Origin of the sequence: Reyranella sp., assembly GCF_017305915.1 — a bacterium.
Lineage (GTDB): Bacteria > Pseudomonadota > Alphaproteobacteria > Reyranellales > Reyranellaceae > Reyranella.
In genome coordinates this window covers 169,285-181,855 of sequence record NZ_JAFKJN010000012.1, presented here as the reverse complement: position 1 = coordinate 181,855, position 12,571 = coordinate 169,285, and the positions used below count along the sequence as shown (strand labels likewise).

The following is a 12,571-nucleotide window of genomic DNA, read 5'->3' as shown; positions in this document are numbered from 1 at the left end:
AGCGGGAGTTGCGAAAAAGAGTGCGTGCCGGGAGACAGCCACCCTGAGCGGAGGTGAAGATGGCCAACGTGCTCGATCCCTACATGGTGGATTCCGAGGTCTCGTTCCTCGACAAGGCGAAGATCCAGGCGCAGGTGCTGGTGCCGGTGATGCGCGCGCTACGCGAGGCGCTCGGCAAGGACAAGGCCGACGTGCTGGTGAAGCAGGCGCTGAGCGGCTGGTCGCGGCAGCTCTTCGCCGAGATCGGCCAGGACATCGAGGGCGGCGGCCGCCGCCGCTGGGCCAAGATGCAGGGCGCGCTGAACGAGATCTCCAAGGCCGGCGTCGATTCGACCGAGCCGGTAAGGGATACCGACAAGCTCGAGTTCGACGTCACGCGCTGCCGCTACGCCGAGTTCTTCAAGGAGCTCAACGAGCCCGAGCTGGGGGCGCTGCTGATGTGCTCGACCGACTTCGACATCGCCGCGACCAGCGAGGGCACGGTCACGCTGACCCGAGAGCAGACCATCATGCAGGGCGGCGCTAGCTGCACCTTCCGCTACAAGTTCGCGCCGCGCTGATTTCCGCTAGTGGTCGCTACCCGCCGTCGATACCCGCGTGATGGCTCGGCAGCGCCGGAGGACCGGCGTGGTCGATTCCGCCGGCCCATTGCTGGGCGACAATCGAGTCGTTGATCGCCTCCTCGGGCGGCAGCGGCGGCTTGTCGGGCCACAGCATGTACAGCACCAGGCCGGCGATCGCGCCGGTGCCGACCAGCGCCAGGATGGCGAACTCGGCGCTGGTCATCCGGGATCAGATCGCTCGCAAAAACGCGGAGACTGCTCCGCGCCACTCGGGATGACGGCCACGGGCCGTCACTCCGCCGCCTTCATCGCCGGCTCGAAGCGGGCGTCGAAGGCGCGGATCGATTTCTCGACCTCGGCGGCGACCTGCTTGAGCTTGTCGGCGTTGACCACCTTCAGGCCGAACAGGTCCTTGACGTAGAACACGTCGACCGCGCGCTCGCCGTAGGTGGTGATGTGCGCCGACTGGATCTGCAGGTTGAGCCGCGTCAGCGCGCGCGTCACGACATGCAGGAAGCCCGGCCGGTCGCGGCCGTTGACCTCGATCACGGTGAAGGTGTCGGACGCGCCGTTGTCGATCAGCACCCTGGGCTGCACGGTGAAGACGCGGTCGCGCTTGGGCCACGAGCTCTTCTGCGCTTCGAGCTCGCGGTTGATGTCGAGCCGGTTGGAGAGCGAGATCTCGACCCGCGCCGCCAGCCGCGCCAGGCGCTGCGGCCCGTCGAACGGCTTGCCCTCGAGGTCCTGGATCCAGAAGGTGTCGAGCGCCATGCCGTTGGCCAGCGTGAAGATCTTGGCGTCGACGATGTTGGCGCCGCTGATCGCCATCGCGCCGGCGAGCCGGGCGAACAGGCCGTGGGTGTCGAGCGTGTAGATCGTGATCTCGGTCACCGAGCGGTCGGGCTGGATGCGGTGCTCGATCGCGAGCGGCTGCCTGTCGCGCTCGGCCCGGCGCACCAGCTCGGCGTGGCGCGCCAGCGTGTCGATCGGGAAGCTCAGCCAGTACGGCGCATAGCCGCGCGCAAAATGCTCCTCCTTCTCGGCGTCGGTCCAGCCGGACAGATGCTGCGCCACCTCGGCCTGCACCGCCTTCATGCGCTCGACCCGGCCGCCCGAGAGCGTGCCGCCCGACATCACCCGCTCGGCCGCGTTGTAGAGCTGGCGCAGGAGCGCCGCCTTCCAGCCGTTCCACACGGCGGGGCCGACGGCGCGGATGTCGCACACCGTCAGGACCAGCAAGAGGCGCAGGCGCTCGGGCGATTGCACCAGGGCGGCGAAGGTGTCGATGGTCTTGGGATCCATCAGGTCGCGCTGGAACGCCGTGCCCGACATGGCGAGGTGGTAGCGGACCAGCCACGCCACGGTCTCGGTCTCGGAGTCGCTCAAGCCCAGCCGGGGCCCGAGCGCCATCGCGACGTCGGCGCCGAGCATCGAATGATCGCCGCCGCGGCCCTTGGCGATGTCGTGCAGCAGCACCGCGAGATAGAGGACGGGCCGCGACAGGATTTTGTGGACCACCTCGGCCGACAGCGGATGGTCTTCCTTGAGCGTGCCGTTCTCGATGCGCGCCAGGAAGCCGATGGCGCGGATCGTGTGCTCGTCGACCGTATAGGTGTGATACATGTCGTGCTGCGTCTGCGCGACGACCCGGCCGAAGTCGGGCACGAAGCGGCCGAACACGCCGGCCTCGTTGAGACGCCGCAGGGTCGTCTCGGGATCGTGGCGCGAGGTCAGCATCGCCATGAACAGGCGATTGGCCTCGGCATCGTTGCGCAGCCGGTCGACCAGCCGGATGTTCTGGGTGATCAGCCGCAGGCTCGCCGGATGGATGTCGAGCCCGTTCTCCTGCGCGACATGGAACAGCCGCAGGATCGCGACCGGGTCCTTCTCGAACTGGTCGTTCGACGCCGCTGCCAGGCGCTCGCCGTCGAGCCGGAAGCCGTCGAGCTGGCGCGGCCGCAAGGTCTGCCACAGCGCGGCGAGCCGGGGCTTGCGCCGGCGGCTGTCCTCGAGCGCGGCGACGAAGATGCGCGTCAGGTCGCCGACCGTCTTGGCGTGAAGGTAGTAGTGCTTCATGAAGCGCTCGACGCCGCGGCTGCCCGGCCGGTCCTGGTAGCCGAGGCGCGTCGCGATCTCGCGCTGGAGATCGAACGACAGACGATCGTCGGCACGGCCGCTCAGGTAATGGATGTGGCAGCGCACGGTGGTGAGGAAGCGCTCGGCGCGCGAGAAGTGGCGGGCCTCGTCCCTGGTCAGCACGCCCTTGGCGACCAGCTCCGCGGGCTCGTTCACGCGATAGAGATACTTGGCGATCCAGTAGAGCGTGTGCAGGTCGCGCAGCCCGCCCTTGCCCTCCTTGACGTTGGGCTCGACGACGTAGCGCGAATCGCCCATGCGGGTGTGGCGCTGGTCGCGCTCGCCGAGCTTGGCCTCGACGAAGTCGCGGCCGTCGCCGGCGGAGATCTTCGCCGTGTAGCCCTTCATCAGCTCGTCGAACAGCTCACGGTCGCCCCAGATGTAGCGCGACTCGAGCAGCGCGGTGCGGATGGTGTGGTCGCGCTCGGCGTAGCGCAGGCTCTCCTCGACCGTGCGGGTGGCGTGGCCGACCTTCAGGCCGAGGTCCCACAGCAGGTAGAGCATGAACTCGACGATCTGCTCACCGCGCGGCGTCTGCTTGTAGGGACGCAGGAACAGCAGATCGATGTCGCTGAGCGGCGCCATCTCGCCGCGGCCGAAGCCGCCGGTCGCGACCACGCTCAGGCGCTCGGCGGCGCTGGGATTGGCGGCCGGATAGGCCTTCGCCTCGGCGAAGTCGAAGATCACCCGGATCAACTGGTCCATCAGGAACGAGGTGGCCATCAGCACCGCCGGGCCGTCGTTCTTGAGCGGTCCCGGCTCCTCGAAGCGGCGGCGGATCTCGGTGCGGCCGGTGGCCAGCGCCTCGCGCAGCAGCGCCAGCACCTGGGGCCGCGGCAGATCGGCGCCCGGCGACACGTCCTCGACCAGGTGGGCAAGGGCGTCCTCGAGCGCGCGGCGGCGGACGATCGCGCGGCGGTCCGGGATGCGGTCGTAGGGAGTGGCCATTGCAACGGATACTAGCCGGCCGGGCCGGGCTAAAACAGGGACCATGGCCCCGCCGACAATCGCCGTTTTCACCAAGAATCGGCTCAATCCCGCCTATGACGCCGCCCGTGCCGCCGCCGACCGGGTGGCCGCCGAAGCCGGCGCCCGGACCCTGCACTACGTGCCGCAGACCCCCGACGATGTCGGCGAGCAGAAGGCGCTGGTCGCCGAGGCCCTGGCTGCCGGGGTGACCGGCGTGGTGTTCAACCCGACCGACGATAAAGCCATGCGCGAGGATCTCGACCGCCTCGCCGCCGCCGGCCTCCCGGTCGCGATCTTCATCAACCGCATGGACGGGCCGCAGCTCACGTTCGTCGGCGCCGACGACACCGCGATCGGCCATGCCGTGGCCAAGGCCCTGATCGCGGAGCTCATGAGCAACGGGGGCGGCCGAGGCCGGATCGTCGCCCTGGACGGCACGCCGTCGGCCCGCACCGCCCGCGACCGCGCCCAGGGCCTGCGTCGCGCCGTGGCCGAGCATCCCGGCATCGAGCTGGTCGACGCCCGGATCGGCTACCTGCAGCGTGCGCCGGCCAGGGCCGCGATGGACGAGTTGCTGGCCAAGCACGAGCGGATCGACGGCGTCTGGACCGCCAACGACATGATGGCTTTCGGTGCCGTCGACGCCCTGGCCGCCGCCGGACGCAAGGCCGCGGTCGTCGGCATCAACGGCCTGCCGGAGGCGGTCGCCAACATCGAAAGCGGCGCGATGCTGGCCTCGGCCGACTTCAGCGCCCTCAACATCGCCGCCATCGCCACCCGCGCCGTGCTGCGCCGTCTCGCCGGCCAGCCGGTGCCCAAGGAGATCCTGGTCCCGGCCGCGCTGATCGACCGCGCCACCATCGGCCGATGGAAAGTCCCGATGATCGATCGCCCCTGTCCGACGTGGGAAGAGATCGTTCCCTTGTCGTCCTGAGCGAAGCGAAGGACCTCATGCCGGTTGCGAGCGGCGATGAGGTCCTTCGCTACGCTCAGGACGACAGAATGTGCGATAATCGACCATGCGTTTCGTTCTGGTGATTTCGGCATTGGCGCTAGTGCTCGGCGGCTCTTTCGCCTCGGCGCAGAACCGTCCGGCCACCTCTGCCGCCAACCCGATCGACCTCAACAGCGCCAGCCGCGACGTGCTGATGTCGCTCGACGGCATCGGCGAGGTGAAGGCCGACGCCATCATCCGCTCGCGGCCGTTCCGGGCGAAGACCGAGCTGGTCGAGCGGCGGATCATCCCCGAGGCGCTGTACGACAGGATCGCCGACAAGGTGTTCGCCCGCGCGCCGCCGCCGGCGCCCGCACCGGCCAAGCCCGCGGCGCCCGCTCCGGCCGGACCAACCAAGCGCGGCTAGCCATGGACGACGTCGCGACGATCTACGCGCTGGGCACGCCGGCGCCGACGGCGGCGCGGCCCGGCGCGCTGTCGGTGGTCCGGCTCAGCGGCCCGCGCGCCACCGATGCGCTGATCTTCCTGACCGAGCGCAAGGCGTTCGTGCGCGGCCACTCGGCGCGCGATCCGGCGCTGCCCGATCCGCGGCGCATGGTGGTGCGCAGCGTGTTCGACCCTCTGTCGGGCGAGGTCATCGACCGCGGCCTGGCGGTGTGGTTCGAGGCGCCCAACAGCGAGACCGGCGAGACGATGGCCGAGCTGCACCTGCATGGCGGCCGCGCCGTGGTCAACGGCGTGCTCGAGGCGATTCAGAATCTCGGCTTCTGCCGCATGGCCGAGCCCGGCGAGTTCACCCGCCGCGCCTTCGAGCATCACAAGCTCGACCTCACCCAGGCCGAGGCGATCGCCGATCTCGTGGCGTCGGAGACTGCCGAGCAGCGCAAGCTCGCGATCGAGCAGATGAGCGGCGCCCTGCACCGCCTCTACGAGGACTGGCGGACGCTCGGCCTCAATGGGCTCGCCCATCTCGAGGCGGCGATCGATTTTCCCGACGAGGACCTGCCCCAGGGCGTCGCCGACGAGGTGCGCGCCGGCATCGCCAAGCTCAGGGCCGAGATCGCGGCCCATCTCGGCGACCGCCGCGGCGAGCGGCTGCGCGAGGGGCTCGCCATCGCCATCATCGGCCCGCCCAACGCCGGCAAGTCGTCGCTGCTCAACCTGATCGCCCGGCGCGAGGCGGCTATTGTATCGGAGTTTGCTGGCACTACCCGCGATGTGATCGAGGTCCATCTCGATCTCGGTGGCTGGCCGGTGGTGCTGGCCGACACCGCGGGCTTGCGCTCCTCGGGCGACGCCATCGAGCAGGAGGGCGTGCGCCGCGCCCTGGCGCGCGCCGAGGCCGCCGACCTGCGCTTACTGGTGCTCGATGCCGAGACCGAATGGCAGGCGACCATGCAGGTGCTGACCGGCCCGAGCGCCCACTGGAACCCGGCGCTCGACATCGTGGTGGTCAACAAAGTCGACCTGAAGCTGGTCGATGCCGTCGGCGTGATGCCGCTGTCGGCCGTCTCGGGCGCCGGCCTGCCGGACGTGCTGGAGCGCATCACCCGCTCGGTCGCTCACCTGATGGAGCAGGGCGCCGGCGCGCCGCCGCTCACCCGCGCCCGCCATCGCGAGGCGCTGGTCGAGGCCGAGCAGGCGCTGGGCCGCGCCCTCGCAGCACCCGAGGTTGCCCTGGCGGCCGAGGATCTGCGCTTGGCCCTGCGGGCGATCGGCCGCATCACCGGTACCGTACGGATCGACGAATTGCTCGACGTCATCTTCCGCGACTTCTGTATCGGGAAGTAGAGTGCAACCGGGCCATTTCCCGGCCCGTTACGGAACGATGCGCCGCGACAGCCTTGCGACCTACCGTGCCAAGCGCGATTTCCGCCAGACCGCCGAGCCCTCGGGCAAGGAAGCCGTCCCGGCCGCGGAGCAGCTCCGCTTCGTCGTCCAGCGGCATGACGCGACGCGCCTGCACTACGACTTCCGGCTCGAGCTCGATGGCGTGTTCCTGTCATGGGCGGTCACCAAGGGGCCGTCGCTCGATCCGACGGTGAAGCGTCTCGCGGTCCAGACCGAGGATCATCCGCTCGACTACGGCGACTTCGAAGGCACGATTCCCGAGGACCAGTATGGCGGCGGCACGGTGCAGCTCTGGGACCGCGGCTACTGGATCCCCGAAGGCGATCCGCACGAAGGCCTCAAGAAAGGCGATCTCAAGTTCACCCTGGTCGGCCACCGGCTCGAGGGGAGCTGGGTGCTGGTCCGCATGAAATGGGGCCGCGAGAAGGGAGACAGCAAGCGCACCAACTGGCTCCTGATCAAGCATCGCGATGATGCCGCGCACGAAGGCGACAACGACAAGCTGCTCGAAGACAACGACACCTCGGTCGCGTCCGGCCGCACCCTGAAGGAGATCGCGATCGGCGCCGGCAAGGCGCCGACGCCATTTATGACGGCGAAGAAGCGCACCGCCGGCGCGGTCTGGCAGAGCAACAAGAAGGGCGGCGGCAAGACCGCCGTGGCGCCCGAGTCGACGGCCAAGCCCAAGAAGGTGCGGTCGATCCCCGCCTTTGTCGAGCCGCAGCTCGCCAAGCTGGTCGAGCAGCCGACGTCGGAGCCGGGCTGGGTGCACGAGGTCAAGTTCGACGGTTATCGTTTGCAGCTGCGCGTCGTTGACGGCAAGGCCACACTCAAGACCCGCAAGGGCCTCGACTGGACGGCCAGGTTCCAGGCGATCGCCGACGTCGCAACGGACCTGCCCGACTGTATGATCGACGGCGAAGCCTGCGCGCTGGACAAGGACGGCGTGCCGAACTTCTCCGCCCTGCAGGTCGCGCTGTCGGAAGGCCGATCGCAAGACATGGTGTTCTTCGCCTTCGACGCGATGTTCGCCGAGGGCGAGGATCTGCGCGACCTGCCGCTGATCGAGCGCAAGGAGCGGTTGCAGGCGCTGCTGTCGGGCCTGAAGGACAGGAAGCGGCTGATCCGCTACGTCGAGCATCTCGAGACGGCAGGCGATGCCGTCCTCGCCTCGGCCCGCAAGATGGGGCTCGAAGGCATCATCTCCAAGCGCGCCGATGCGCCCTACCGATCGACCCGCGCCAACACCTGGCTCAAGGCCAAGTGCCGCGCCGGCCAGGAAGTGATCATCGGCGGCTGGACGCAGGAAGGTGCCAAGCTGCGCTCGCTGATCGTGGGCGTTCATCGCGGCCAAGGGAAAAAGACCGAGCTCGTTCCCGTCGGCCGCGTCGGCACCGGCTTCAGCGGTGCGGTGACGCGCCGGGTGCTGCCCGAGCTCAAGAAGGTCGAGAGCAAGACCAGCGCCTTCGCCGCCGACACCAGCCCGCGCAAGGAAGCCAACATGCATTGGGCGCGGCCCGAGCTCGTTGCCGAGATCGAGTTCGCCGGCTGGACCGGCGACGGCAACGTGCGCCAGGCCGCCTTCAAGGGCCTGCGCATCGACAAGCCGGCCAAGGAGATCGAGGCCGAGAAACCGGCCAAGCCGGAGAAGACGGTCTCCGTCGTCCCGACCGGAGCCCGATCAGCGCGGGGTAATCCCCGCGCTTTGGCGGAGCGGAGGGACCTTCCCATGGCAACCCGAAGAAAAGATCCCTCGACTTCGCTCGGGATGACGAAGACATCCGGCTCCGCCCCCTCCGGTCCATCCGCGGTGATGGGCGTCACCATCTCCCATCCCGACAAGCCGCTGTGGCCCGACGAGAAGCCGCCGCTCACCAAGATCGAGCTGGCGCGCTACTACGAGGCGGTCGGCGACTGGATGCTGCCGCACATCCAGGGCCGCCCATGCTCGCTGGTGCGCACGCCCGACGGCATCGGCGGCCAGCAGTTCTTCCAGCGCCACGTCATGCCCGGCAGCTCCGAGCTGATCACCGAGGCGAAGGTGAGCGGCGAGAAGAAGCCCTATGTCCAGCTCGACCGGGTCGAGGCGCTGGCCGCGGCGGCGCAGATCGGCGCCACCGAGCTGCATCCCTGGAACGGCCAGCCCGGCGAGCCGGAATTGCCCGGCCGGCTGGTGTTCGACCTCGATCCGGCGCCGGATGTCGGCTTCAACGAGGTGGTCAAGGGCGCGCTGGCGCTGCGCAAGCGGCTGGAGAAGCTGGGGCTCGCGACCTTCTGCAAGACCACCGGCGGCAAGGGCCTGCATGTCGTGACGCCGCTCACCGCGGACGAGAAGAGCCCCGGTTGGGACGCGGCCAAGATGTTCGCCAAGGAGATCTGCCGGCGGCTGGCCGACGCCGAGCCCGACCGCTTCCTGCTGAGCATGGCGAAGAAGGAGCGCACCGGCCGCATCTTCCTCGACTATCTGCGCAACGATCGCACCTCGACGGCCGTTGCGCCGCTGTCGCCGCGCGCCCGCGACGGCGCCACCGTGTCGATGCCGCTGGAGTGGAGCCAGGTGAAGGCGGGGCTCGATCCCAAGCGCTTCACCGTGCGGACGGCGCCGGCGTTGCTGAGCAAGTCGAAGGCGTGGCGCGGCTACGACAAGGCGGCGGTGCCGCTGCGCAAGGCGATCCAGGCGCTGATCGATGCCAAGGAATAGACCCATGGCGAAAGGCAAGGCGCATCGGCCGGCCTGGGAAGGCCATCTGCGGCTCTCGCTCGTGACCTGCCCGGTGGCGTTCTACACCGCGACGGCCCGCAAGCGCGCTGCCTGATAGGATGGCGGCGGATGACCCGCCTCCTCCTCACCCGACACGGCCATGTCGACGGCATCAAGCCTGCCGGCTTCCGCGGCCGCGCCGAGCTGGCGCTGACGTCGACCGGCCTCGCCCAGGCCGAGGCGCTGGCCCAGCGCATTGCCCGGCAATGGAAGCCGGTGGCGATTTACACGAGTGGTCTGCAGCGCTGCGTCGTCACCGGGGCCAGGATTGCCGGCGCGACCGGGGCGCCGGCCTCGGCGATGGACGGGCTGATGGACCTCGACTACGGCGGCTGGCAGATGCGCACCCATGACGAGGTGCGGGCCGAGGCGCCCGACGCCTTCAAGCTCTGGCACGTCGCCCCGCACCTGATGCGCTTCCCGCAGGGCGAATCGTTGCAGGACCTGCTGGCCCGCACCGCAGACGGCCTGCGGACGGTGCTCGCCCGCCATCCCGCCGATCCGGTGGTCATGGTCGGCCACGACAGCGTTAACCGCGCCCTGCTGCTGCAACTCCTCGACCAGCCGCTGGCTGCCTACTGGAAGCTAGCCCAGGACCCCTGCTGCCTGAACGAGGTCCTGATCGAGGGCGACAAGGTCCAGATCCTGCGGGTCAACGACACAAGCCACCTTTCGTGAGCGTCGCTACTGTGGTACCGTGATTCTGTGAGAAACATCACAGTAACCGTGGACGATGAAGTTTATCGGCGGGCCCGGGTGAAGGCAGCCGAGCAGGACACGTCTGTCTCCGCGCTTGTGCGCCAGTTCCTGGTCGATTTGGCGGCCGGGGCCGATGAGTTCGAACGCCTCGAGCGTCTCGAGCAGGCTGTGCGGGAGCAGATCACTGATTTCAGCGCGTCGGACAGGTTGAGTCGGGACGAACTCTACGATCGACGGCGATAGCGGGCGTGCCGAGATTCGTTGACACGAACATCCTGCTGTATTCGATCAGCCGAGATCCAGCCGAACGCGAAAAGTGCGAGAAGGCGCTCGAATTGCTGAAAGAGCGCGATTTGGCATTGTCGGCTCAAGTGCTGCAGGAGTTTTACTGGCAGTCGACACGCACGGCTAGGTCGCCCCGGATACGCCACGAGGCTGCAGTCGCCTTGATCAAGGCATGGGGCCGCTTCCCAGTACAGGCGATCTCGGTCGATCTGGTGAGCACAGCTCTGGAGATTCGCGGACGATATGGCCTGTCTTACTGGGATGCTGCGATCATCGCTGCGGCGCAGGCACTTGGCTGCAATGAACTGCTGTCGGAAGACATGAGCCACGGGCAGCAGATCGGTTCGGTTCGGATCGTCAATCCTTTCCGCACCTGATCCGGCCTGCTGAGGACTTGACCGCGCCGCGGCAATCCACGACTTAGCCGCGCATGTCGGGTTCGAATGATGTGCCCTACGATGTGATCGTGGTGGGCGGCGGCCATGCCGGCTGCGAGGCGGCGGCGGCCTCGGCGCGGCTGGGCGCGCGCACGCTCCTGCTGACGCATCGGCTCGACACGATCGGCGAGATGTCCTGCAACCCCGCGATCGGCGGGTTGGGCAAGGGCCATCTGGTGCGCGAGATCGATGCCCTCGACGGCGTCATGGGCCGGGCCATCGACCGCGCCGGCATCCAGTTTCGCATGCTGAACCAGAGCAAAGGTCCGGCGGTGCGCGGCCCCCGCGCCCAGGCCGACCGCAAGCTCTATCGCCAGGCCATGCAGGCGCTGCTCGCCGAGCAGGCGAACCTCGAGATTCGCGCCGAGACCGTTGCGGATATTCTTGTCGATACACGCGGGACGTGTGTCGGTGTCGTCACCGAAGCGGGACGCGAGATTGCGGCGGGGCGCGTGGTGCTGACCACCGGCACCTTCCTCCGAGGCCTGATTCATATCGGTGAGATCACGATGCCCGCGGGACGGGCGCGCGGCCAGCACGAGGGCATGCCGGCCGATCTCGCGGCCGATGCGGTCGAGCCGCCATCGACGGCACTCGCGCAGAAGTTGCAGATGGCCGGCTTCCGCCTGGGTCGCCTGAAGACCGGCACGCCGGCGCGGCTCGACGGCCGCACGATCGACTATGGCGCGCTCGAGCGGCAGGACGGCGACCAGCCCCCGCAGCCCTTCTCGTACCTGACCGGTGCGATCGCCACGCCCCAGATCGCCTGCCACATCACGGAGACGACGGCCGCGACCCACGCGATCATCCGCGCCAATCTCCATCGCGCGCCGATGTACTCCGGCCAGATCGAGAGCGTCGGCCCGCGCTATTGCCCGTCGATCGAGGACAAGGTCGTGCGCTTCGCCCAGCGCGAGCGCCACCAGATCTTCCTGGAGCCCGAGGGCCTCGACGATCCGACGGTCTATCCCAACGGGATCTCAACCTCGCTGCCGCGCGAGGTCCAGCTCGCCATGCTGCGGACCATTCCTGGCCTGGAGCGGGCGGTCATGCTGCGGCCGGGCTATGCCATCGAGTACGACCACATCGATCCGTGCGAGCTCCATCCGACCCTGGAGACGCGGCGGATGCTCGGCCTGTACATGGCCGGCCAGATCAACGGCACCACCGGCTACGAGGAAGCCGCGGCCCAGGGGCTGATTGCTGGCCTGAACGCCGCGCTCGCCGCCGCCGGGTCGCCGGCCTTCTCGGTCGACCGGGCCGATGGCTATCTCGGTGTCCTGATCGACGATCTGGTGACCCTGGGCGTAACCGAGCCCTACCGCATGTTCACCTCGCGGGCCGAGTACCGGCTGTGGCTGCGGGCCGACAATGCGGACCAGCGCCTGACGCCCAAAGGGCTGGCGATCGGCTGCGTCGGGCCCGAGCGCGCCGGGGTGTTTCACGTGAAACACCGGGCGCTGGCCGAGGGCCAGGCCAAGCTCGAAAGCCTGAAGGCCAGCCCGTCGGCCCTGGCCAGGCAGGGGATCGCCATCAACCAGGATGGCGTCGTCCGGTCGGCCAAGGACCTACTGGCCTATCCGGAGATCGGCTGGGACCGGCTGTGCGGCCTGTGGCCGGAACTCGGCGCCATTCCGGCGGCGATTGCCGAGCAGATGGCGATCGACGGCCGCTACGAGGGCTACCTGGCCCGCCAGCGGCAGGACATTGCCGCCTACCGCCGGGACGAGGCCCTGGCCCTGCCGGACGATCTCGATTACGGCGCCGTCGGCAGCCTGAGCAACGAGATCCGCCAGAAGCTCCAGGCCCATCGGCCGGCCACCCTGGGCCAAGCGGCGCGGATTTCCGGCGTCACCCCGGCAGCCTTGATCGCCCTGCTGCGCTACGTCCGCCGCCAGGCGGCTTAGCCGACCGC

The 12,571-nt window shown here is 68.9% G+C and carries 11 protein-coding genes; 9 read left to right on the top strand and 2 right to left on the bottom strand.

Annotated features, from left to right (window positions below):
• Window positions 1–59 precede the first annotated feature (59 nt).
• On the top strand, window positions 60–560 hold the full coding sequence (locus J0J01_RS11145; protein ID WP_296380493.1) for an L-2-amino-thiazoline-4-carboxylic acid hydrolase: 501 nt from the start codon (window positions 60–62) through the stop codon (window positions 558–560).
• A gap of 16 nt (window positions 561–576) precedes the next feature.
• On the opposite strand, the gene J0J01_RS11140 is transcribed toward J0J01_RS11145, so the two are convergent.
• Together J0J01_RS11140 and J0J01_RS11135 are read right to left on the bottom strand one after the other, a co-directional pair.
• On the bottom strand, window positions 577–786 hold the full coding sequence (locus J0J01_RS11140; RefSeq protein ID WP_296380492.1) for a hypothetical protein: 210 nt from the start codon (window positions 784–786) through the stop codon (window positions 577–579).
• A 68-nt stretch (window positions 787–854) separates the two neighbouring features.
• Entirely contained in the window at window positions 855–3,647 is a 2,793-nt protein-coding gene (locus J0J01_RS11135) for a [protein-PII] uridylyltransferase (RefSeq protein ID WP_296380491.1), read from the bottom strand.
• Window positions 3,648–3,690: 43 nt separating this feature from the next.
• Here J0J01_RS11135 and J0J01_RS11130 point away from each other — a divergent pair, with 43 nt between their 5' ends.
• The 8 genes from J0J01_RS11130 (at window position 3,691) to mnmG (ending at window position 12,563) form a co-directional block, all read left to right on the top strand.
• A complete protein-coding gene (locus J0J01_RS11130; RefSeq protein WP_296380490.1) occupies window positions 3,691–4,602 on the top strand; it encodes a sugar ABC transporter substrate-binding protein in 912 nt (303 codons plus the stop codon).
• An 85-nt stretch (window positions 4,603–4,687) separates the two neighbouring features.
• Entirely contained in the window at window positions 4,688–5,029 is a 342-nt protein-coding gene (locus tag J0J01_RS11125; RefSeq protein WP_296380489.1) for a helix-hairpin-helix domain-containing protein, read from the top strand.
• Window positions 5,030–5,031: 2 nt separating this feature from the next.
• A complete protein-coding gene (mnmE, locus tag J0J01_RS11120) occupies window positions 5,032–6,414 on the top strand; it encodes a tRNA uridine-5-carboxymethylaminomethyl(34) synthesis GTPase MnmE (protein WP_296380487.1) in 1,383 nt (460 codons plus the stop codon).
• A gap of 37 nt (window positions 6,415–6,451) precedes the next feature.
• Window positions 6,452–9,175, top strand: coding sequence for a DNA ligase D (gene ligD, locus J0J01_RS11115; RefSeq protein WP_296380486.1), 2,724 nt, complete (start codon window positions 6,452–6,454; stop codon window positions 9,173–9,175).
• A gap of 129 nt (window positions 9,176–9,304) precedes the next feature.
• Entirely contained in the window at window positions 9,305–9,913 is a 609-nt protein-coding gene (locus J0J01_RS11110) for a histidine phosphatase family protein (RefSeq protein WP_296380484.1), read from the top strand.
• A gap of 48 nt (window positions 9,914–9,961) precedes the next feature.
• Window positions 9,962–10,177, top strand: a complete 216-nt coding sequence (locus tag J0J01_RS11105; protein WP_296380482.1) for a hypothetical protein — start codon at window positions 9,962–9,964, stop codon at window positions 10,175–10,177.
• A gap of 5 nt (window positions 10,178–10,182) precedes the next feature.
• Window positions 10,183–10,596, top strand: a complete 414-nt coding sequence (locus J0J01_RS11100; RefSeq protein ID WP_296380480.1) for a PIN domain-containing protein — start codon at window positions 10,183–10,185, stop codon at window positions 10,594–10,596.
• A gap of 53 nt (window positions 10,597–10,649) precedes the next feature.
• Window positions 10,650–12,563, top strand: a complete 1,914-nt coding sequence (gene mnmG / locus J0J01_RS11095; protein WP_296380479.1) for a tRNA uridine-5-carboxymethylaminomethyl(34) synthesis enzyme MnmG — start codon at window positions 10,650–10,652, stop codon at window positions 12,561–12,563.
• Window positions 12,564–12,571: the final 8 nt, after the last annotated feature.

Coding starts and splice junctions, on each gene's coding strand:
- J0J01_RS11145 (WP_296380493.1), top strand. CDS start 60: ATGGCCAACGTGCTCGATCCCTACATGGTGGATTCCGAGGTCTCGTTC.
- J0J01_RS11140 (WP_296380492.1), bottom strand. CDS start 786: ATGACCAGCGCCGAGTTCGCCATCCTGGCGCTGGTCGGCACCGGCGCG.
- J0J01_RS11135 (WP_296380491.1), bottom strand. CDS start 3,647: ATGGCCACTCCCTACGACCGCATCCCGGACCGCCGCGCGATCGTCCGC.
- J0J01_RS11130 (WP_296380490.1), top strand. CDS start 3,691: ATGGCCCCGCCGACAATCGCCGTTTTCACCAAGAATCGGCTCAATCCC.
- J0J01_RS11125 (WP_296380489.1), top strand. CDS start 4,688: ATGCGTTTCGTTCTGGTGATTTCGGCATTGGCGCTAGTGCTCGGCGGC.
- mnmE (WP_296380487.1), top strand. CDS start 5,032: ATGGACGACGTCGCGACGATCTACGCGCTGGGCACGCCGGCGCCGACG.
- ligD (WP_296380486.1), top strand. CDS start 6,452: ATGCGCCGCGACAGCCTTGCGACCTACCGTGCCAAGCGCGATTTCCGC.
- J0J01_RS11110 (WP_296380484.1), top strand. CDS start 9,305: ATGACCCGCCTCCTCCTCACCCGACACGGCCATGTCGACGGCATCAAG.
- mnmG (WP_296380479.1), top strand. CDS start 10,650: ATGTCGGGTTCGAATGATGTGCCCTACGATGTGATCGTGGTGGGCGGC.